At 64.0% G+C, this 20,853-nt stretch carries 23 protein-coding genes and 1 pseudogene; 21 read left to right on the forward strand and 3 right to left on the reverse strand.

Annotated features, from left to right (window positions below; translation table 11 throughout):
• Positions 1–256: 256 nt before the first annotated feature.
• From IVB47_RS10370 to IVB47_RS10410, 9 genes are all read left to right on the forward strand, one after another.
• The gene (locus tag IVB47_RS10370) at positions 257–1,714 is read left to right on the forward strand and encodes a 6-hydroxynicotinate reductase (RefSeq protein ID WP_247461397.1); all 1,458 of its coding nucleotides are present in this window, start codon (positions 257–259) and stop codon (positions 1,712–1,714) included.
• Positions 1,711–2,607: a UPF0280 family protein gene (locus IVB47_RS10375; RefSeq protein ID WP_247461399.1), complete on the forward strand. Its 897-nt coding sequence runs from the start codon at positions 1,711–1,713 to the stop codon at positions 2,605–2,607. Before IVB47_RS10370 ends, IVB47_RS10375 begins: the two co-directional genes overlap by 4 nt.
• 27 nt (positions 2,608–2,634) lie before the next feature.
• Positions 2,635–3,219 (forward strand): amino acid synthesis family protein, encoded by a 585-nt coding sequence (locus IVB47_RS10380; RefSeq protein ID WP_247286650.1) that lies wholly within the window; start codon positions 2,635–2,637, stop codon positions 3,217–3,219.
• Between the two features lie 25 nt (positions 3,220–3,244).
• Complete coding sequence (locus IVB47_RS10385) at positions 3,245–4,447, forward strand: ABC transporter substrate-binding protein (protein WP_247433725.1); 1,203 nt, start codon at positions 3,245–3,247, stop codon at positions 4,445–4,447.
• Between the two features lie 156 nt (positions 4,448–4,603).
• Positions 4,604–6,493, forward strand: coding sequence for an ABC transporter permease (locus IVB47_RS10390; RefSeq protein ID WP_247360681.1), 1,890 nt, complete (start codon positions 4,604–4,606; stop codon positions 6,491–6,493).
• Complete coding sequence (locus tag IVB47_RS10395) at positions 6,490–7,281, forward strand: ABC transporter ATP-binding protein (RefSeq protein ID WP_247461401.1); 792 nt, start codon at positions 6,490–6,492, stop codon at positions 7,279–7,281. Before IVB47_RS10390 ends, IVB47_RS10395 begins: the two co-directional genes overlap by 4 nt.
• Positions 7,278–7,982: an ABC transporter ATP-binding protein gene (locus tag IVB47_RS10400; RefSeq protein WP_027569464.1), complete on the forward strand. Its 705-nt coding sequence runs from the start codon at positions 7,278–7,280 to the stop codon at positions 7,980–7,982. The genes IVB47_RS10395 and IVB47_RS10400 overlap by 4 nt, the downstream gene beginning before the upstream one ends.
• A 26-nt stretch (positions 7,983–8,008) precedes the next feature.
• Positions 8,009–8,464, forward strand: coding sequence for a MarR family transcriptional regulator (locus IVB47_RS10405; protein ID WP_007592445.1), 456 nt, complete (start codon positions 8,009–8,011; stop codon positions 8,462–8,464).
• Between the two features lie 43 nt (positions 8,465–8,507).
• The gene (locus IVB47_RS10410) at positions 8,508–8,897 is read left to right on the forward strand and encodes a hypothetical protein (protein WP_247408148.1); all 390 of its coding nucleotides are present in this window, start codon (positions 8,508–8,510) and stop codon (positions 8,895–8,897) included.
• A 56-nt stretch (positions 8,898–8,953) separates the two neighbouring features.
• On the opposite strand, the gene IVB47_RS10415 is transcribed toward IVB47_RS10410, so the two are convergent.
• Positions 8,954–10,150, reverse strand: a complete 1,197-nt coding sequence (locus IVB47_RS10415; RefSeq protein WP_027569467.1) for an amidohydrolase family protein — start codon at positions 10,148–10,150, stop codon at positions 8,954–8,956.
• 156 nt (positions 10,151–10,306) lie between these two features.
• Here IVB47_RS10415 and IVB47_RS10420 point away from each other — a divergent pair, with 156 nt between their 5' ends.
• The 8 genes and pseudogenes from IVB47_RS10420 (at position 10,307) to IVB47_RS10455 (ending at position 14,187) form a co-directional block, all read left to right on the forward strand.
• On the forward strand, positions 10,307–11,080 hold the full coding sequence (locus IVB47_RS10420; RefSeq protein WP_247286639.1) for a ferredoxin--NADP reductase: 774 nt from the start codon (positions 10,307–10,309) through the stop codon (positions 11,078–11,080).
• Positions 11,081–11,186: 106 nt separating this feature from the next.
• Positions 11,187–11,513 (forward strand): hypothetical protein, encoded by a 327-nt coding sequence (locus tag IVB47_RS10425; RefSeq protein WP_027517320.1) that lies wholly within the window; start codon positions 11,187–11,189, stop codon positions 11,511–11,513.
• 104 nt (positions 11,514–11,617) lie between these two features.
• Positions 11,618–12,870, forward strand: a pseudogene (locus IVB47_RS10430) (cytochrome P450).
• Between the two features lie 137 nt (positions 12,871–13,007).
• Positions 13,008–13,190, forward strand: coding sequence for a hypothetical protein (locus tag IVB47_RS10435; protein ID WP_247461404.1), 183 nt, complete (start codon positions 13,008–13,010; stop codon positions 13,188–13,190).
• Between the two features lie 9 nt (positions 13,191–13,199).
• Entirely contained in the window at positions 13,200–13,400 is a 201-nt protein-coding gene (locus IVB47_RS10440; protein WP_247461406.1) for a hypothetical protein, read from the forward strand.
• A gap of 3 nt (positions 13,401–13,403) precedes the next feature.
• Positions 13,404–13,631 (forward strand): hypothetical protein, encoded by a 228-nt coding sequence (locus IVB47_RS10445; RefSeq protein WP_027517322.1) that lies wholly within the window; start codon positions 13,404–13,406, stop codon positions 13,629–13,631.
• Between the two features lie 15 nt (positions 13,632–13,646).
• Positions 13,647–13,910 (forward strand): hypothetical protein, encoded by a 264-nt coding sequence (locus IVB47_RS10450; RefSeq protein ID WP_247286637.1) that lies wholly within the window; start codon positions 13,647–13,649, stop codon positions 13,908–13,910.
• A 34-nt stretch (positions 13,911–13,944) separates the two neighbouring features.
• Positions 13,945–14,187 carry a hypothetical protein gene (locus IVB47_RS10455; protein ID WP_027569471.1) on the forward strand — a complete coding sequence of 81 codons (243 nt, stop codon included), beginning with the start codon at positions 13,945–13,947 and terminating at the stop codon, positions 14,185–14,187.
• Between the two features lie 37 nt (positions 14,188–14,224).
• On the opposite strand, the gene IVB47_RS10460 is transcribed toward IVB47_RS10455, so the two are convergent.
• A complete protein-coding gene (locus IVB47_RS10460) occupies positions 14,225–15,475 on the reverse strand; it encodes a DUF763 domain-containing protein (RefSeq protein WP_247463114.1) in 1,251 nt (416 codons plus the stop codon).
• 127 nt (positions 15,476–15,602) lie between these two features.
• Between IVB47_RS10460 and IVB47_RS10465 the strand changes: the two genes are divergently transcribed.
• Entirely contained in the window at positions 15,603–16,751 is a 1,149-nt protein-coding gene (locus IVB47_RS10465) for a mechanosensitive ion channel domain-containing protein (RefSeq protein WP_247461409.1), read from the forward strand.
• A gap of 80 nt (positions 16,752–16,831) precedes the next feature.
• On the opposite strand, the gene IVB47_RS10470 is transcribed toward IVB47_RS10465, so the two are convergent.
• A complete protein-coding gene (locus tag IVB47_RS10470) occupies positions 16,832–17,812 on the reverse strand; it encodes a tripartite tricarboxylate transporter substrate binding protein (RefSeq protein WP_247461411.1) in 981 nt (326 codons plus the stop codon).
• A gap of 115 nt (positions 17,813–17,927) precedes the next feature.
• Here IVB47_RS10470 and IVB47_RS10475 point away from each other — a divergent pair, with 115 nt between their 5' ends.
• The 3 genes from IVB47_RS10475 to dctA are packed head-to-tail and all read left to right on the forward strand — an operon-like array spanning position 17,928 to position 20,844.
• Complete coding sequence (locus IVB47_RS10475; protein ID WP_247461412.1) at positions 17,928–18,635, forward strand: TetR family transcriptional regulator; 708 nt, start codon at positions 17,928–17,930, stop codon at positions 18,633–18,635.
• Between the two features lie 29 nt (positions 18,636–18,664).
• A complete protein-coding gene (locus IVB47_RS10480) occupies positions 18,665–19,549 on the forward strand; it encodes an amidohydrolase family protein (RefSeq protein ID WP_247463116.1) in 885 nt (294 codons plus the stop codon).
• Positions 19,546–20,844 carry a C4-dicarboxylate transporter DctA gene (dctA, locus tag IVB47_RS10485; RefSeq protein WP_247461414.1) on the forward strand — a complete coding sequence of 433 codons (1,299 nt, stop codon included), beginning with the start codon at positions 19,546–19,548 and terminating at the stop codon, positions 20,842–20,844. Before IVB47_RS10480 ends, dctA begins: the two co-directional genes overlap by 4 nt.
• Positions 20,845–20,853: the final 9 nt, after the last annotated feature.

The following is a 20,853-nucleotide window of genomic DNA, read 5'->3' on the forward strand; positions in this document are numbered from 1 at the left end:
GCCGCGGCCAAAGCTTCGCGAAAATTCCAAGTCCGCTCAAAATCTACGTTGCGACGATACCGTTTGTACACAAACGTGCAAGCCGTGCATGCCGCAGTGCAGCGCGAATGCCTTCTTTGTGGACAGAGCGGATAGGCAAATGAGGTTTTATGCGGCAGGCGTATGTTTTGCGCCGCACCGCCGCTTGACAGCCATCGGGAGGGCGCGCAACATCGTTCGTGTACAAATGATAACTGCACTGTCGGCTGGCTTTGACATGGTGACTGAACCTACGAGCGCCGCCATCGACAAGATCCGCTGCGATGCGTGTCCGGTGATGTGCTACATCAAGCCGGGCGCGGCGGGCGCCTGCGACCGCTATGCCAATCACGAGGGCAAGCTCGTCCGCGTCGATCCGCATGTGATCCTGGAGCGCACCGTGTCGCATGGCGGCAAGCTCGTTCCGTTCAGCCGCACCGAAGATTGGGACGGCAAGATCGTCCACGAGCCTTCCACCTTTGTAACGGCGATCGGCGCGGGGACGACCTATCCCGACTACAAGCCGGCGCCGTTCATCGTCTCGGCGGAGGTCGACGGCGTCGACATGGTGACTGTCGTCACCGAGGGCATCTTCTCCTATTGCGGCATCAAGGTGAAGATCGACACCGACCGCTATCTCGGGCCGGAGACCGCGACCGTCCGCGCACAAGGCGAGGCGGTCGGTCACGTCACCACCAGCGAATACGGTTCGCAGATGCTGTCGCTCGGCGGCGTGCATCATCTGACCGGCGGCTCCAAGAAGGAAGGCCGCGTCACCTGCGACACGCTGATGGACCTCGCAAACTGCAAGGCGGTCGAACTCACCATCGACGGCGGCGCGAGCGTGGTGGTGCAGGCCGGCCAGCCGCCGATCGTCAACAGCATGAAAGAGGAGCGCATGCGCGTCGGCTGCGGCTCGGCGACGATCGGCATGTTCGCCAAGCAATGGCACGGCAAGGTCGATGAAGTCGTCGTGGTCGACGACCATATCACCGGCGTGCTCTCGGAACACCAGGCCGGCAAGCTGCTCGACATCGCCGACACCGGCATCAAGATGAAGGGGCGCCGCTCGACGCCCGGCCGCTATTTCCAGGTCGCTGATCCCGGCACGGGTTGGGGCGGCACCAATATCTCCGATCCTCTCGCAATCCTGGGACCGTTCGACGCCAAGGAAGCCAGGGCCGGTCTTTCCATGCTGATGGTCTCCACGACCGGCGAGCACTCGTCCTATTACGTGCTCGACGAGGCCTTGAAGCCGGTCGAGACCGAGATGCCGGATGACCTCAAGTTTTCGGTCGAGCGCATTCAGGAGAATTGCGAGCCGGCGCTGTGTACGGTGCTGTTCATGGCCGGTGCCGGTGGTTCCTTGCGGGCGGGTGTGACCGACAATCCGGTGCGGCTGACGCGCTCGGTCAAGGACGCGCTGACGCGCGTCACCAGTGGCGGCGCACCGGTCTATGTCTGGCCGGGCGGCGGCATTACCTACATGGTCGACGTGACGCAGATGCCGGCGGGCGCATTCGGTTACGTGCCGACGCCCGCGCTGGTCGCGCCGATCGAATTCACGATGAAGCTGTCGGACTATGCGGCGCTCGGCGGGCACATGGATTATGTGAAACCGCTGTCCGAGGTGCAGGGCGGCGACGATGTCCGCCAATTGCCCTGGCAGAACCCGATTCCGGGACCTCGGGCATGACTAGGCTCCCGCAAATCGCGTTGCTGTCTGATGGCCGGCGGCTGCATTTGCAGGATGGACCGATTGATCTGATCGTCGAGGCGAGGGGGGCCACCGACGCAGTGCGCGAGGCCTATGAGGCTGCGGCCGAACGGTTCACCGGGCTTCTCGAGGAGCTCTGCGCGGAACTGCCGGAACTGCGGACCGCTGTCGAGGAGCGGACCTCGTTGAGAGGCGTTGTGGCGCGTCGCATGCACGCCGCGGTGGCGCCCTATGCCGGTGATGGCTTCATCACGCCGATGGCCGCTGTGGCCGGCAGCGTGGCGGAGGAGGTGTTGGGCGCAATGCTGAACGCTGCGGCGCTCGATCGGGCCTATGTCAACAATGGCGGCGACATTGCGCTTCACCTCGGCGAGGACGAGCACTTCTCCGTCGGCCTGATGGATCGCCCTGACGGCGACGGCATGATGCGTACGATGAGAATCGATTCGGATGACCCTGTGCGCGGCATCGCTACCAGCGGAAGGCACGGCCGCAGCTTTTCGCTCGGGATTGCCGATGCGGTGACCGTGTTGGCCGGAACGGCCTCGCAAGCCGATGCCGCCGCGACGATCATTGCGAATGCCGTCGACCTGCCGGGGCATCCCGCCATCATCCGAAAGCCAGCGAACGAACTTCAGCCCGACAGCGATCTCGGCGCGCGGCTCGTGACCCGTGGCGTCAGTGGTTTGTCACAGGATGAGATCACGACCGCACTCGAATCTGGCGCGGAATGTGCACGGCAATTATTCAATCGCGGAATGATCGAGGGGGCCGTGTTGCAGCTTTGTGGTGATATGCTTGTCATCGGGACCAAGGATATTGAACGGCAACGATCGCGTCCGCTTGTACAAGAGAACGCGGTTCATGCCTGAACAGGGAAGCGGCTTGAGGAAACAATCATGAGCGCGATCATCCGCAAGATCGTCACCGTCGTCGAAGAGACGCATATGGAGATGGGCCGCCAGGTCTCGCCGCCGACGCGGCGTGCGGCGGCAATCGCCGTGATCGAGAATCCGTTTGCCGGAAAGTATGTCGAGGATCTCTCGCCCCTGATCGCGATTGGCGAGGAGCTCGGCGAACTGCTCTCGAAGCGCGCGGTGGCGGCGCTCGGCATCGAAGGATCGAAGGCTCAGAGCTATGGCAAGGCCGCGGCCGTCGGCGAGAACGGCGAGCTGGAGCATGCCGCTGCCATCCTTCACCCGAAAATGGGCGCGCCGGTTCGCAAAGTGCTGAGCAAGGGCGCTGCGCTGATCCCGTCGTCGAAGAAGCGCAGTGGACCCGGCACGACGCTGGACATTCCGCTGGGCCACAAGGATGCAGCCTTCGTGCGCAGTCACTTCGACGGCATGGAAGTGCAGATCAACGACGCGCCGCGCGCCAACGAGATCATGGTCGCGGTCGCCGTCACCGACAGCGGCCGTCCTTTGCCGCGCGTCGGCGGGCTGACGGCTGCGGAGATCAAGGGCGAAGACGGCCTGCGTTAATCTTTTCAGAAAAGTGGAGGTTGGGATGCGAGCAAAGAACTATTTCGCCGGCGCGGCATTTGCGCTGCTGGCGAGCGGCATGGCTCATTCGGCTCTGGCGCAGGACATCAAGATCGGCGAGATCAACAGTTATTCGTTGCTTCCGGCGTTCACCGAGCCCTATCGCAAGGGCTGGCAGCTCGCGGTCGAAGAGATCAACGCAGCCGGCGGCATCAACGGCAAGAAGCTCATCGTCGTCTCCAAGGACGACGGCGGCAAGCCGGCGGATGCGCAAACCGCGGCCAACGAGCTGGTGTCGAGCGAGGGCGTGGCGATGCTGACGGGTACGTTCCTGTCGAACATCGGTCTTGCGGTCAGCGACTTCGCCAACCAGAAGAAGGTGTTCTTCCTGGCAGCCGAGCCGCTGACGGACGCCATCACCTGGTCCAAGGGCAACAAGTACACCTTCCGACTGCGCCCCTCCAATTACATGCAGGCGGCGATGCTGGTGGAGGCAGCCAGCAAGCTGCCGGCAAAGCGCTGGGCGACGATCGCGCCGAACTATGAATACGGCCAGTCCGCAGTCGCAGTGTTCAAGAAGCTGATGTCGGAGAAGCGGCCGGACATCCAGTGGGTCGATGAGCAGTGGCCGCCGCAGGGCAAGATCGACGCGGGTCCGGTGGTGCAGGCGGTTGCCGCGGCCAATCCCGAAGCGATCCTCAACGTCACTTTCGGCGCGGATCTCGTGAAGCTCGTGCGTGAAGGCAACACCCGCGGTCTGTTCAAGGGACGCGAGGTCGTCTCGTTCCTCACCGGCGAGCCCGAATATCTCGACCCGCTCAAGGAGGAGACGCCCGAGGGCTGGATCGTCACGGGCTATCCCTGGTACTCGATCAAGACGCCCGAGCACGACGCGTTCCTGAAGGCCTATCAGGCCAAGTACAACGACTATCCGCGCCTCGGCTCGATCGTCGGCTATCAGACCATCAAGTCGGCGGCGGCGATCCTGGCGAAGGCCAATTCGACCGATCCGGAGAAGCTGATCAGCGCGGCGGAGGGACTGTCGATGCCGTCGCCGCTCGGCGAGATCACCTTCCGCAAGATCGATCACCAGTCGACGCTCGGTGCCTATGTCGGCAAGACCGCGCTGAAGGACGGCAAGGGCGTGATGGTGGACTCGTCTTACAAGAAGGGCGCGGACTATCTGCCAAGTGATGCCGAAGTCGAGAAGCTGCGTCCGAAGGATTGATCTCCGCTGCCGTAGGTGGGTTAGCCGAAGGCGTAACCCACCACGGTCTGTACCCGCAGAACCAGAACAGGTGGGTTACGCTGCGCTAACCCACCCTACGAAGCTCTCTCTCCCCGCAAGCGGGGAGAGGTGATGCAACACTAACCCGGACCGCTGATGGCCTTTTACGTCGTACAGTTTCTGACCGGCCTCGCCAGTGCAGCGTCGCTGTTCCTGGTGGCGTCGGGCCTGTCGATCATCTTTGGCGTGACGCGGATCGTGAATTTCGCGCACGGCGCCTTCTACATGATCGGTGCCTATATCGCCTTCACGCTCACCGAGCGCCTATCGGGGACGTTCGGCTTCTGGGGCGGGATCGTCATCGCAGCGCTTGCCGTGGCAGTGATCGGCGTCATTGTCGAGATGGTGCTGCTCCGGCGCATCTATCACGCGCCCGAGCTGTTCCAGCTGCTTGCGACCTTCGGCCTGACCTTGATGGTCGAGGACCTCGTCGTCCTGATCTGGGGCCCGGACGATCTCGTCGGGCGCCGTGCACCCGGCTTCAAGGGGGCGATCGACTTCTTCGGCCAAAACATCCCGAGCTATGATTTGTTCCTGATCGTGCTCAGCCCGGTCGTGCTCGGCATCCTCTGGCTCTTGTTCCAGCGCACGCGCTGGGGCGTGCTGGTGCGCGCAGCGACGCAAGACCGCGACATGGTCGCAGCGCTCGGCGTCAACCAGAAATGGCTGTTCACGAGCGTGTTTGCGGTCGGTGTTTTCCTCGCCGCTCTAGGCGGTGCGCTCCAGATTCCGCGCGATGCCGTGCATCATGCGATGGATTTGCGTATCATCGTCGAGGTCTTCGTCGTCGTCGTGATCGGAGGCCTCGGCAGCATCATCGGCGCTTTCGTCGCGGCGGTGCTGGTCTCCGAACTCAACGCCTTCGGCATCCTGATCTTTCCAAAAATCTCCATCATCCTGGTTTTCCTGGTGATGGCGGCAGTGCTGATCGTGCGGCCCTGGGGCCTGTTCGGCAGACCCGAGGCCCCCGCGCGCAAGACGCCGGGTCTCACGGTCAATCCCTGGCGACCGCTGACGTCGAACGAGCGGCTGGCCGCGCTTGCAGCGCTCGTCATCGCAGCGACGCTGCCGCTGTTCGCCGGCAACTATGCACTGACCGTCGGGTCGGAGATCGCGATCTCCGTAATCTTCGCCGTCAGCCTGCACTTCCTGATGTCGGTCGGCGGGCTCGCCTCCTTTGGTCACGCCGCCTATTTCGGCCTCGGCGCTTACGGCGTCGCTTTCCTCGCCAAGATGGCGGGACTGCCGATGATCGTCTGCCTGTTGCTCGGGCCGCTGCTCGGCTGCATGGGCGCTGCCGTGTTCGGCTTCTTCGCGGTGCAGCTCTCTGGCGTCTATTTTGCAATGCTGACGCTCGCCTTCGCGCAGATCGTCTGGTCGATCGCGTTCCAGTGGGTGAGCGTCACCGGCGGCGACAACGGCATCCTGGGCGTCTGGCCCGCGAGCTGGGCGGCGAGCCCATCGCATTTCTATTGGTTGTCGCTCGGCGTTGCGGCGCTCGTGACGATCGCGTTGCGGGCCATGGTGTTCTCGCCGTTCGGTTATGCGCTGAGGGCGACGCGCGACTCGCTGCTGCGCAGCGAAGCGGTCGGCATCAACGCCAAGCGCATCCAGTGGACCGCCTTCGTGATCGCGGGCACGACCGCGGGCATCGGCGGCGCGCTGTTCGCCTACCTCAAGGGCAGCGTCTTCCCGGACAATCTCGGCATCTCGCTCTCGGTCGATGCGCTTGTGATGGTGCTGCTCGGCGGCGTCGAGACGGTGTCGGGCGCGGTGATCGGCGCCATCGTCTACAAGGCCTTGAACATCTGGCTGGTCAGCCAGACCGACCTGTCAAAGCTCGTGCTCGGCGGCTTCATCGTTCTGATCGTCGTCGTCTTCCCCAAGGGCATCGTCGGCATGCTGGAGATGCTGGCGCAGCGCCGCAGGAAGGCATCGCCGCCGGGCTCCCCCTTGCTTGCAAAGCCGATCGAGTCCGCCGAATGAGCGTCGCCCCCCCACTTCTCGCGGTCGAAAGCCTGACCAAATCCTATGGCGGCGTTCACGCCGCGCGCGGCGTCTCGTTCTCGCTGCGATCAGGCGAGATCCTGGCGTTGATCGGACCGAACGGCGCGGGCAAGAGCACCTGTTTCGACATGCTCAACGGCCAGAACAAGCCTGATAGCGGCCACGTCCGCCTGCTCGGCGAAGACACAACCGGCAGGAAGCCGCGCGAGATCTGGCGGATGGGCGTGGGCCGCACCTTCCAGATCACCGCGACCTTCGCGACCATGACCGTGCGCGAGAATGTGCAGGTCGCGCTGATCTCGCACGGCAAGCAATTGTACAATCTTTGGGGCTCGGCGCCGAACTTCGACCGCGGCGAAGCCGGGCGACTGCTCGAGCTGGTCGGTATGGGCGGTTACGCGGATCGCCCCTGTGGCGAGCTTGCCTATGGCGATCTCAAGCGGCTCGAGCTCGCCGTCGCGCTCGCCAACCAGCCAAAGCTGCTGCTGATGGACGAGCCGACCGCCGGCATGGCGCCGCGCGAGCGCGTCGATTTGATGCGGCTGACCGCGCAGATCGCCCGGGAAAAATCGATTGGCGTTCTCTTCACCGAGCACGACATGGACGTGGTGTTCGAGCACGCCGATCGCATCATCGTGCTCAACCGCGGCACGTTGATTGCCGAGGGCTCGCCGGCGGAGGTGCGCGGCAATCCGCAGGTGCAGGCGGTCTACCTCGGCGAGGGCCTCCTTTACGAGGCCGGGCATCGCGAGGGAGCATCGGTATGAAGCTCACGGTGCAAGATCTCAATAGTCATTACGGCCCGGCGCATATCCTGTTCGACATCGGCTTCGAGGTCGGCGAGGGGGAAGTCGTGGCGTTGCTCGGCCGCAACGGCGCCGGCAAGTCGACGACGTTCCGCTCGATCGTCGGGCTCGTCGCGCAGCGCTCGGGACGGATCATGTTCGAAGGCAAGGATGTCTCGGCGCGTCCGACACATGAGATCGTGCGGGATGGGCTTGGTTACGTGCCGGAGGAGCGGCGTATCTTCACCGACCTGACGGTGGAAGAAAATCTCGAGGTCGGCCGCCAGCCGAAGCGCCCGAACGCGCCGCACTGGACCCGCGACAAGCTGTTTTCGCTGTTCCCTAACCTCGGCGAGATGAAAAATCGCCCGGGCGGCCGCATGAGCGGCGGCGAGCAGCAGATGCTCACCATCGCCCGCACGCTTATGGGCAATCCGTCGCTGGTGCTGCTGGACGAGCCCTCGGAAGGCCTGTCGCCGAAGATCGTGGAGCAGATGGTCGATGCCATCCTGACCATGAAGAAGGAGGGCGTCAGCATCGTCGTCTCCGAGCAGAATCTGCATTTTGCGCGGCTGATCTCCGATCGCGCCTATATCATCGAGCGCGGCCGCATCTGTTTCGGCGGCACCATGGCCGAGCTCGACGCGCGTCCGGATATCCGCGACGCGCATCTGTCGTTGTGAAGGCAAAGGGCAAGGGTATCGAGCGGATGGCGAGAAGCGTCGCGGCGAAGAAAAGCGTCAAACCGGCAAAGCCGCCTTACGTGCTCGACGAGCAGGTTGGGTTCATCCTTCGCCAGGTCTGGCAGCGCCACAGCGCGATCTTCTCTCGCGAGATCGGCACCAACATTACGCCGACGCAATGGGCGGCGCTGTCGAAGCTCGCTGAGGCCGGGCCATGCTCGCAGAACCAGCTCGGGCGCCTGACGGCGATGGATGTGGCGACCATCAAGGGCGTGATCGATCGTTTGACGGCGCGCGGCCTCACCGAGACCAGCCAGGATCCCGAGGACGGACGACGGCTTCTGGTCAGCCTGACGCGCGCGGGCCAGCAGCTGGCGGAAAAGGTCGCGCCGAATGCGCTCGCGATCACCCGGGAGACGCTGGCGCCGCTCGAGGCAAAGGAGCGCGAGATGCTGATGGCGCTGTTGAACAAGCTGCGGTGAGGCGCGACTAACCTCGATGAAGGTCTTATCGAGGTCTTTCGGTATGAGAGCGGCGACCCGTTTTGCGATGGCTCTGAGTCTGAGTGCGGTGCTGGCGGGCCAGTGTGCTCCCGCCCTCGCGGCGCAAGCCTATGAGGGGTTCTGGGCGTCAACCAAAAAGGATTGCCGCGACCAGGACAGCGCCAACCGCATGAGCATCGAGGGCGGCAACCGTCTCTATTGGTATGAGACCCGTTGCCGCGCCAGCGAGATCACCGCCGACGGAAAGCTCAGCTGGAAAATGAAGCTCGCCTGCGAAGGCGAGGGCGAGAAGTATCGCTCCAGTCCCCGGGTTTCCATTGCCGCGGATGGCAAGCTGGTGATGGACAACAGCCCGGTCGGGCAAGGCAAGCGCCAGACCTATGTGCGTTGTGAGATCGCTAAGCGCCACTGATTGGGTGATCAGCTTTTCCCGAGGGTCCGCGCGGAGCGCGAGCCGCTCCGGCTGCGTCACTTCGCCACCACCTCCGGCACCCTGCCGGCCGGCGGGGTGTTGCGGCTGCGCTGGGTGCGTACGATACCGTCGATGATGGTCATGCCGATGCCGGGGAGGTCACCGAGTTGGACGCTGTCCAAAATGTTCTTGCCGGCCGAATGCTGCGCCTTGTCCATGATGACGAAGTCGGCGGAACGGCCGACTTCGATCAGGCCGCAATCCAATTCGCGCATCCGCGCCGTGTTGCCGGTGGCCAGGCAAAACGCGACCTCTGCCGGCAGGTCGCCAAGCGAGGACAGCATCGACACCATGCGGAGAATGCCGAGCGGCTGCACGCCGGAGCCGGCCGGCGCGTCGGTGCCGAGGATGACGCGGTGCAGATCGCCCATCTCGCGCGCGATGCGCAACGTGAACAGCGCCGAGCGCTCATTGCCGTTGTGCACCAGCTCGAGGCCTCGCTTGCAGCCCTCGCAGATGCAGCGGATCTGGTCGTCGGGAAGCGCGGTGTGGCCACCATTGATGTGGCCAACCACGTCGGTGTCGGCCTCCAGCACCACGTCCTTGTCGATCAGGCCGGAGCCGGGGATCGAGGGCCCGCCGGTGTGGATCGTGCTCTGGATGCCGTATTTGCGGGCCCAGCCGACCATTTTTCGCGCGGTCGGGCCATCCTTGACGCCGCCCAGGCCCACTTCGCCGAGCAGCTTGACACCGGCTGCGGCCAGCTCCTTGAAGTCCTCCTCGACCATCTCGCATTCGATCACAGGCGCGCCGGCGTGAACCTTCACGCCGCCAGGCCGCAGATTCCAGAATGCGCGCTGTGCGAAGATGGCCATCGCCTTCAACCCGACGACGTCGCGCGGGCGGCCGGGCATATGCACCTCGCCGGCGGAAATCATCGTGGTAACGCCGCCATGCAAATTGCTGTCGATCCAGCCGATCTGGTTCTGGCGAGGCGTCCAGTCGCCCGCAACAGGGTGGACATGGCTGTCGATCAGGCCGGGTGCCACCGTGGTGCCGTTGGCCTCGACGATGGTGGTCGCGCCTTCGGTGTCGAGGTCCTTGAAGCGGCCGATCGCGGTGATCTTGCCGTTCTCGGCGACGATGGTGTCGCCGTCCAGGATCGGCTTCTCCAGCGCGCCGGACAGGATCAGGCCGATATTGCGGATCACGAGCTTCGAGGGTCCGGTGGCCTGGGGTGCGTCATGCGCCATGGAATGGGTCCTTATCCTTAACTGCAACGCTTCCGATCTTGGGCAGCCTTGACCGCGGGATCAAGCCGGATTATTCATTAGTATACAAATGATCGTGTACAAACGACGCATAGCTGCCGCCTTGAAAACCGCCACGACGCGCCACGGAAGGGTGAGATGAGCAATTTCAATCAGGAAGCCGTTTTGAGCGTCCACCACTGGACCGACACGCTGTTCTCCTTCAAGACCACCCGCAGCCCGACCTTCCGCTTCCGCAACGGCGAATTCACCATGATCGGGCTCAAGGTCGGCGAGAAGCCGCTGCTGCGGGCCTACAGCGTCGCCAGCGCCAATTACGAGGACACGCTGGAGTTCTTCTCGATCAAGGTGCCGGACGGCCCACTCACCTCACGGCTCCAGCATCTGAAGGAAGGCGACGAGATCATCGTCAGCCGCAAAGCCACCGGCACGCTGGTGATCGACAATCTGGAGGACGGCCGCAACCTCTACCTCATCGGCACAGGTACGGGCCTTGCGCCGTTCCTGAGCGTGATCAAGGACCCCGAGACCTATGAGCGGTTCGAGAAGGTCGTGCTGCTGCACGGTTGCCGGCACGTCAAGGAGCTCGCCTATGGCGAGATGATCACCGAGACGCTGCCCAAGGACGAACTGATCGGCGAGTACATCCGCAACCAGTTGATCTACTATCCGACCGTGACGCGTGATCCCTTCCGCAATCGCGGCCGCATCACCGACCTCATCACCTCGGGCAAGCTGTTTTCCGACATCGGCCTGCCGGTACTGGAAGCCGCCCACGATCGCGTCATGATCTGCGGCAGCCCGGCTCTGGTGGCGGACACCCGCGTGCTCCTCGGCGAGCGGGGGCTTGTCGAGGGCAATCACGGCGAGCCGGCCCAATTCGTGGTCGAAAAGGCCTTCGCCGAGCGCTAGGCGCGGAACTCCCGCGCAATAAGACCGTATTTTCGCCGCCGCGCGCCCGTTGCGGCGCCGATTCGGCACGCGATACACTGTGGGAACGAATCAGCGGAGTTCCCACATGGTTGCGGACAGCGACAGCAACATCGCCTGGCACCGGGTTCAGTTGAAGAAGAACCGCGCCGAGTTGAAGGCGCTCGAGACCGCGCGCTTCACGATGGGCGAGATCGCGTCTTCGAAGCGGAACGGCCAAACACAGAAGGCGGTCGGGGAACTCAAGCGCAAGATCGTGCAATCCGAGCGCGTGATCGCCGATCACGACAAGCGCACGCGCCGTCCGCTCACCACCGACCTGCGAAGCCTCAGCAACGGCAGCTGGAGCAATTGGGACGCCTACACCAATCAGCAGCAGCGCAAGATCGGCCCGCGTTCGCCCGGGCGGGGGTAGCGACTCTCACGCCTGAACCGATGACGGCGGAGGTTCCGCACCCCTTGCGCGGGTGGCGTCGTGCACCATCTCGGTGAGACCCCGTCAACCGCTGCGGTGAACACATGGCACCACGCCTCGATTTCACCAGCGAGGCCTTCTTTCGCGATCCGCCCAAGGCGATCGCAACGTTGCGCATGTCCGGTCCTGTGGTCGCGATCCGATTTCCTCTCGTCGGTGATGTCTGGATCACCACGACCCACGAGGCGACGGCGCAAGTCCTGAAGGACGGCACCAATTTCACGCTGCGCAAGGAGGATGGCGACGTCGCAGGTCTGCGCTGGTGGATGCCGAACTACGTCAGAACCATCGCCAACAACATGCTGACGATGGACGAGCCGGACCACACAAGGCTGCGCAGCATCGTGGACGAGGCTTTCCGCCGCCGCGCGATTGTCGCGATGGAGCCGCGTATCCGCGCCATCGCGGACGGTCTCGCCGACGAGCTATTCTCGGCAGGAAACCCGGCCGATCTCGTCCAGCGCTATGCCCGCATCCTGCCGCTCGCGGTGATCTCCGAGCTGCTTGGGTTGCCGTTGGCCGATCGCCCTCTATCGCGTGGGCCAATACGATGTCCTCGCTCACGAATGTCGCCAGCTTCTTCCGCCTGCTGTTCGCGTTCCGAAAGATGCGAGCCTACCTCGAACGGCAGTTGCAGATTGCGCGCGTGCGGGGCGGCGACGGCTTGATCGCGGAGCTGGTCCAGGTCGAGCGCGCGGGCGGCCAGATCACGCCGGATGAAATGGTGTCGATGGTGTTCCTGCTGCTCGCGGCGGGCTCCGAGACCACCACGCATCTCATCAGCGGTTCCGTCTACGAGCTCCTCAGAAATCCTGGCGTCCGCGACTGGCTGGCACAGGACTGGAACCGCGTCGGGCTTGCGGTGGAGGAATTCCTGCGCTTCGTATCGCCGGTGCAGTTCTCCAAGCCGCGCTATGTGAGGCGGGATATCGAGCTCGCGGGCGTGCGTCTCAAGAAGGGCGATCGCGTCATGGTGATGCTCGCGGCCGCGAACATGGACCCGGCGGTGCATGAGCGTCCCGAGAGCCTCGATCCCGCGCGCAAGCCGAACCGTCACTTGTCCTTCGGAACGGGCATCCATTTCTGCCTCGGCCATCAACTTGCCCGGATCGAGGCAGCGTGTGCCTTGGAAGCGCTGTTTGTGCGATGGACGAAACTTGGCTTTGCTGTGGACGTGTCTCAGATCCACTGGCGCAAGCGACCGGGCATGCGTGCGATCGCGAATCTCCCCGTCGTGCGCGACGGCCACGGAGCAGCTGGATCGATGATGGTTCGTTCCCAGCGAGCGGCCTGCTGAGACTTACACCTTGCGAATAATTTTCTCTGCACTCGTCGGTAGGAACGGCATGTCGTTTCTCTCGTTGTTTTTCGGACATCGGAGGCCGCGATGAGTTCCTCGGTCGATGTCGCAGACCAACAACAGGAGACAGCATCATGACCGGCAAGATGCCACCTGTTCCCGCCGAGAACCAAAGCCCGAAGGGAACCGGCGACGGCAAGCAAGTGTCCTCGACTGCCCCGCACGGCCAGCAGCGTGCGCAAAATCCGGACCAGCAGGGGCAGCAGGGCAACATCAAGCAGAACACCACCAACCAAGGCCATCAGCAAGATCGCTGAGGAGGTGACATGTCGACATCCACCAAGACACCGAACAGCATCCGTCAGGGCGGACCTGGCGCATCGCATGAGAATGCGAAGGCACCGCTCGAAGTGAAGAAGCCACCGGCGGACGACCCGCAGCGCAACCACAGCCGCGTCTCTGGCGGGGGTGGCGAGCACGATTCACACCACAGGCATGACGAGGCCGGAAAAGGCGGAGTCAGGTGAGGCATGACCAATAAGCAACCCAAACTCTACGCACCGACCGAAAAGGATCTGCACGAAAATCCCATGATTGGCGGATCGAAGGGCGCAACGATGGCTGGTATCTCGCCTGACGACCTCGAGGACGCCCTGGGCGAGAACACGATCGAAGGCGATGTCGAGAACGACGTAAACGCCGCTGGCGGCATCGACAAGGACGTCGCGCGCAGCGGCGCGCGCCGACGAGACCGATAGCTCCGGAGGACGAGCATGCAAGGCAAGAAGACCCACGAGCAACAGGTTCGCATCCTCGAGCGCAAGCCGGATGTTCCAGACGCGCGAGAGCTTGACCAAGCGATCGGCCACAATCCGGAGGACACGGCCGTCCACCGCGCGCGACCTGAGGCGCGGCAGAGTGAATTTCCGGTGAGCCGGGGCGGCCTCAACCAGGAAAGCGACCACAACAAGCACAACGATCCCGGCCAAAGCGGTCACAAGCCCCCGAAACCGACGCCGGCACAGCAGAAGCACTGAGCTTCACGGGCGATCAAAGCAAGAGGAGAAAAAGATGCCAGGTGGTCATGGCAGCAAGACGCATTTCAGATCGGGCATGCACGGCAAGGGCGACGGCACCGGCGCCATGACGGACGTGCCCAAGGACAAGATCGGCGACAACATGGTGCTGTCAAACCGCGACAAGGCGCAGCACTCGGACATTCGCGGCATGGACGGCAAGGCGATCCAGACCGACCAGTATCAGGACCACTCGGCCAACCGGCTCGACGAGGAGCCGGGCACCGACGAGACCTGAGAGAGGCGTTCCTCCCGACCAACTCGCGGACCGGTGTTCAGCCGGTCCGCTTTTTTGTCGGTGCCAGGTCGCGTTCCCAGCCAAACACTGAGCGGCCGTCGAGATCGGGCGAGGCCGCACGCTCTCCGGCGATATAGGCCTCGACAGACGGCCCACGCGCAGTGCGCTCCAGCCGCCGCGCCTGGTCGTCGAGGCGCTTGATGGCCTGCATCTCTTCCTCGCGCCCGAGCTTTGCGTTCTGAATCGCCCCCTTTAGCACGCGAATGGTTTCGTCATAGACCTTGATTGGAACAGGGTAGGGATGCCGGTCCTTGCCGCCGTGGGCAAGCGAGAAGCGGGCGGGATCGTTGAAGCGGTAGGGCGCGCCGTGCACGATTTCGGCGACCATCGCCAGCGAACGCACCGTGCGAGCGCCAACGCCGGGCGTCAGCAGCAGCTCCGGAAAGTCGACCGGGCCGCGCTCGGCCGCCGCCGCGAGTGTGCCGTGCAGGCGGCGCGCAAACACGTCCTTCGACCGCACGTCGTGATGTGCCGGCATGATCAGGTGCGGCAGCATCGCCTGCGCTGGCGCGGACGCAGTCCCGGTGAGTCGCTCGAATTCGCAGACGATGCGATCCGGCCCGAGATCGCTCAGAAGCTCGAGCTGCGCGGTGCGGGAGATATCGGCGCGATGGTCGGTGAGATTGACGATCTCGCCTTGCAGCGGCCCGTCGATCGCGCTGTGCGGCGTATCGACAAAACTCTTCAGCGCCTCGGAATGCCAGTGATAGCGGCGGGCCTGCCGCTTGTCGCCGTTCATGCCCTGCTGCACCACGGTCCATTTGGCGTCGGCGGTGACAAAGAAGCCGTGGAGGTAAAGGTCAAAGCCATCCTGGACCGCGGCGCTGTCAACCTTCGCAACGAGGCGACTCGCACGCGTGAGCTTTGCGCCGTCGAATCCGACGCGATCGCCGAGCTGCATCAACTCGTCCGGGGTCTTGCGCGAATGCTGGCCGCGACCGCCGCAGACGTAGATTCCGAGCTCATCCTGGAGCGGGCCTAACCCCCGCTTCAACGCGCCTATCACCGAGGTCGTGATGCCGGAGGAGTGCCAGTCCATCCCCATCACGGCGCCGAACGACTGGAACCAGAACGGGTGCGAGAGCCGCTGCAGGAATGCATCCCGTCCGTAGTGATGCACGATCGCCTGCGTGACGATCGCGCCCAGCGACGACATGCGGTTCGCCAGCCAGGGTGGAACCCGGCCGGTGTGAAGGGGAAGGTCGGCGCTGCCGGTCCGTCGAGTCATGATCGACCAGAAATAGCGCAGTTCGGCGATGAATGCACCAGAGGGATGCTGCATTGCACCGATCAGGGGAGCGAACCGCGCTGCAATGCGTTGAACGGCAAGCGCGAACCAAAATGCGGGGACTTTAATGAATCGGCAGACCCTTTTGGCCGACATCGACAGGATGTTCGGGTGGATACCGTCGTGGTTCGTCGGCCTCTGCCTGGTCGCTGGCGCGATCCTGATTGCCCTATCGATGTATCATCTCTCGGTTTGGCTGTTCAACCGCGCCTTCGGAACCCGCCTCCCGCTCATCAGCGTGTTCATCGCGCGCACGGCTGGCCCTGCTCAGTTGGCCCTCAGCCTTGCCGCCGTAGCATTGGTGCTGCCGCTCGCGCCGCTGGACGACGCTTTCCGCACGCCGCTGACGCGCCTGTTCGTCGTCGCCTTCATCGCGCTGATCGGCTGGATCTCGATCCGGATCGTGGATATGAGCGCGGCACGGTATCTCCTGAACTTTCGCGACGTCACCGAGAATTTTGTCGCGCGCAAGCACGTCACCCAGGTCCGCGTCTTCAAGCGCGTCACCGATATCATCATCGTCATCATCACGGTGTCGACCGCGCTGATGACGTTCGACTCGGTCAGGCAATATGGCGTCAGCCTGTTCGCCTCCGCCGGTGCCGCGGGTATCATCGTTGGTCTTGCTGCCCGGCCGCTGCTGAGCAATCTGATCGCGGGCATGCAGATCGCGATCACCCAGCCGATCCGCATCGAGGATGCCGTCATCATCGAGAACGAATGGGGATGGGTCGAGGACATCGCCTCGACGTATGTGGTGATTCGGCTGTGGGACTGGCGCCGCATGGTGGTGCCGCTGTCCTATTTCATCGAAAAGCCATTCCAGAACTGGACCCGCGACACCGCGTCCCTGATCGGCGTGATTGCGTTCCATGTCGACTATCGTGCCGACGTGCCGCGGATCCGGCGCTGGCTGGAAGAAGCAGTGAAGGAATCCAAGCTCTGGGACGGCGAGGTGGTCAATCTCCAGGTAATCGACGCGGATGCTCGCACCATCGAGCTTCGCGCCCTCGTCAGCGCCAGGAACGCGCCGCAGTCCTGGGACCTGCGCTGCGAGATGAGAGAGAAGCTCATCGCCTTCATCCGCGACGAGATGCCGGAAGCGCTGCCGCGCGAGCGCGCGATCCTGATCCCGTCGGGAGGAGGCGACGATGACGCCGATTTCGTGCGGCGTCCCGCGCCGCCGGAGAAGATGCGGGCGAGCGCACGCAATTGACCTACGTCGCCTTCGTGGCGCCGCGCAAGCCGGTCTGGCGCTGGATCGTGTCCAGCGCGCCGGTCCTCATGCGAAGCACCTCATTGCGCTCGGATGTCGGCGGCCTTCAGCACCGGCTCCCATTTGGTCGCCTCGGAATGCATGTAGGCGTCGAATTCCCTCGACGACGAACCGACCGCGGCTGCGCCGATCTTGCCGAGCGTCGACAGCACGTTCGGGTCCTGCAGCGCCGCCTTCAGACCGGTTTCGAGCTTCGCCACGATCTCCGGCGGCATTTTTGCCGGGCCAAGCACGCCCCACCAGACGGAGACGTCGTAACCAGGCACGCCCGACTCGGCGACGGTCGGAACATTGGGTAGCGCCTTCGAGCGTTCGGCCGACGTCACCGCGAGCGCGCGCACCGAGCCGCCTTCGATCTGGCTGATGGCTTCCGCAAGTGGATTGATGCTGAGCGGGATGTCGCCGGCGATCACAGCGGTCAGCGCGGGCGCGCCGCCCTTGTAGGGGATCGCGACGATCTTGGTGCCGGACATGTATTTCAACAGCTCACCGGCGAGATGCGCCGAGGTGCCGTTGCCGGACATACCGTAAGAGAGCTTGTCAGGGTCCTTCTTCGCCGCAGCGAGGAGATCGCCGAGCGTCTTGTAGGGGCTGTCCTTGGCGACGACGATCGCGAGCGGCGAGGAGGCGATTTCGGTGATCGCGGTAAAGTCCTTGAACGTGTCATAAGGCACGCTCGGATAGATGAACTGGTTGAGGGGATGACCGCTCGCGACCAGGATCAGCGTGTAGCCGTCGGGAGCGGCTTGCGTCAGTGCCTGCGAGGCGACGATGCCGCCGGCGCCGGGACGGTTGTCGATCACCGGCTGCTGGCCCCAGGTTTTCGCCAATGCCTGTCCGAGCGTGCGCGCGAGCACGTCGACCGCGCCGCCGGCAGCGTAGGGCACCAGGATGTGAACCGGTTTGCTCGGATAGCTGTCGGCGGCCTGCGCGGCGCCGCCTCCCAGCAGCAGACCGACACCCAGCATCAAGCCGCCGATCTTCTTGTTCAAACCCAGCATTTTCCAGCACTCCTTGCGAGCATTGCGTGTGGACCGTCGGTCTTTCGAGCCGTCCGGACGCCGCCCATGGTTCTTGTTGACGAGACCTGATCTTTTGTACGATAGTACAAATCACATGACGCGCAACCCCGCCAGCAAGGAAACGGCCCGCAAGCCGAACATGCGCGAGGCAATTCTCGCCGCGGCCGAGGAGCTGTTCGCCACCAACGGCTTCAACGCCGTGTCGGTGCGCGATATTGCACAGGCCGCCGGCGCCAACCCCGGCAGCGTCACCTATCATTTCAAGACCAAGGACGGCCTGCTGTTGGAGATCTACCGGCGCCATTGCGGGCCAATGAATTTGCGCCGTTCCGAGCTGCTCGCGGCCGCCAAGCGCGTGCGCGATCTCCAGGATCGGCTCGAAGCGGTGGTGCGGGCCTATGTCGTGCCGGCCTTCACCTCGGGCAGTGATCTTGCCGGGGGCGGGGCGCGGTTCACGCGGCTGCGCGCGGTGATGTCCGCGGAGGGCAATGAAGTCGCGCGAAAGATCATCGCACAGACTTTTGACGACACCAGCCACGCCTTCATCGATGCTGTTCACGAAAGCCTGCCGCACGTTCCGCGCACCGATATCGTCTGGCGCAGCCACTTCCTGCTTGGCGCACTCTATTATTCGCTGGTGACGCCGGATCGCGTCTCGCGCCTGTCGCGCGGCGAGGCCGACGGTAGCGATGCCGCAAGTGCCATCGAGCAATTGGTGCAAGCCACCGTGGCCGCGTTCCAGGCGCCGGCGCTGGATCAGGCGCCAGCACGGCGAGGGCCGGTCGTCAGCAGCAAGACTTGAAGACACGATCTGGTTCGGCGGTTTATCTGATGGCAATGATGTACACGCCGACCATTCCGCCGCCCAACCCGAACACGCGCACGCCGAAGTTCAAGCTGCCGAAGCTGTCATGCGATGCGCATTGCCACATCTTCGGGCCCGGCGCGAAATACCCTTACGCGCCGGACCGTTCCTACACGCCGCCGGATGCGCCGCTCGCCGATTTCCGTACGCTACATGCCAAGCTCGGAGTCGGGCGAGCCGTCATCGTCAATGCCAGTGTGCATGGCACCGACAACACGGTGGCGCTTGACGCCATCGCGCAGAGCAACGGCGCCTATCGCGCGGTTGCCAATATCGACGACACCATCACGGAGCGTGGGCTCCGCGTGCTGCATGAGGGCGGATTCCGCGGCTGCCGCTTCAATTTCGTTCGCCATCTCGGCGGCGTTCCCGACAAGCGGGTGTTCGACCGCATCGTCGCGATGGTCGCGCCGCTCGGCTGGCACATCGACCTGCATTTCGACGCGATCGACCTGCCCGAATATGCCGACACGCTGACAAGGCTGCCGCTGAGCTACACGATCGACCATATGGGCCGGGTGAAGGCGTCCGAGGGGCTCGATCAATTGCCGTTCAAGATCCTGGTTGAGCTGATGCAGCGCGACGAGAAGTGCTGGGTCAAGATCTGCGGCTCGGAGCGAGTGTCATCGGCCGGTCCGCCGTTCACCGACGCCGTGCCGTTCGCGCGAAAGATCGTCGACACTGCGCCCGACCGGGTCATCTGGGGCACCGATTGGCCACATCCCAACGTCAAGGCGATGCCGAACGACGGCGATCTCGTCGACCTTATCCCGGTGTTTGCGCCGGAGCCGGAGTATCAGCAGAAGATCCTCGTCGACAATCCAGCGCGGCTGTTCGAGTTCGAGCGATGACGGCGCTTGCGATCGACAAGCCGCGCGTTCGCGCCTGGTGGAAGGAGCTCTGGATCCAGGTGCTCGTCGCCATGGCGGCAGGCATCGCGCTTGGGATCGTCAATCCCGAGGTTGGCGCCAGGATGCAGCCGCTTGGCGACGCCTTCATCAAGGCGATCCGGATGCTGATCGCGCCGATCATCTTCTGCACGGTCGTCCATGGCATCGCGCATATGGCCGACATGGCGCGGGTGGGGCTGGTCGCCGTCAAGGCAATTGTCTATTTCGAGATCATGACTACGATCGCGCTGATCATCGGCCTCATCGCGGTGAACGTGCTCAAGCCCGGCGTCGGCATGAACATCGATCCAGCCAGCATCAATGCCAGCGCGATCGAGCCCTATGTCAAGCAGACCGGCGTGATCGGCTTCGTGCCGTTCCTGATGAACATCGTGCCTGCGACGTTCATCGGCGCCTTTGCCGAGGGCAACATCCTCCAGGTGCTCTTCATCGCCGTACTGTGCGGATTTGCGCTGGTGCAGCTCGGCGAGCGCGCCGCGCCGCTGGTCAATCTCATCGACATCGCCGCCAAGATGGTATTCACCGTGGTCGGCTTCGTGATGTGGGCGGCGCCGATCGGGGCGTTCGGCGCCATCGCCTTCACGGTCGGCAAGTTCGGCGTCGGCTCGCTGGCCTCGCTCGGCAAGCTGCTGGGAGGCTTCTATCTCACCTGCGTGATCTTTATCATCGTGGCGCTCGGCCCGGTCGCGCGGCTGTGCGGCTTCTCGCTGCTCAAGCTGATCCGCTACATCTGGGAAGAGCTCCTAATCTGCATTGCCACGACATCGTCCGAGACGGTGCTGCCGCGGATGCTGACCAAGCTTGAGAAGGCCGGCTGCGAGAAGAGCGTGGTCGGGCTCGTGATCCCGACCGGCTATTCCTTCAATCTCGACGGCACCTGCCTCTACCTTGCCGCCGCCTCAGTGTTCCTGGCGCAGGCGACCAACACGCCGTTCGGTCTCGCCGAGCAGATCGAGCTGCTCTTGATCCTGCTCGTGACCTCCAAGGGCGCGGCGGGCATCGCGGGGGCCGCCTTCGTCGTGTTGGCGGCAACGCTGTCCGCCACCGGCAGCATTCCCGTGACGAGCGTGGCGCTCGTGCTCGGCATCCACCGCCTGATGTCCCAGGGACTGACGCCGACCAATCTGATCGGGAACGCGGTCGCGACCATCGCGATTGCCAAATGGGAAGGCGCGCTCGATGGCGACCGCCTGAAGCGCGTGCTCGACGGCGAGGAGCCCGCCGCCGCGGCTTGACGAACTTAT

The sequence above is a fragment of the Bradyrhizobium sp. 62 genome (assembly GCF_023073035.1).
GTDB lineage: Bacteria > Pseudomonadota > Alphaproteobacteria > Rhizobiales > Xanthobacteraceae > Bradyrhizobium.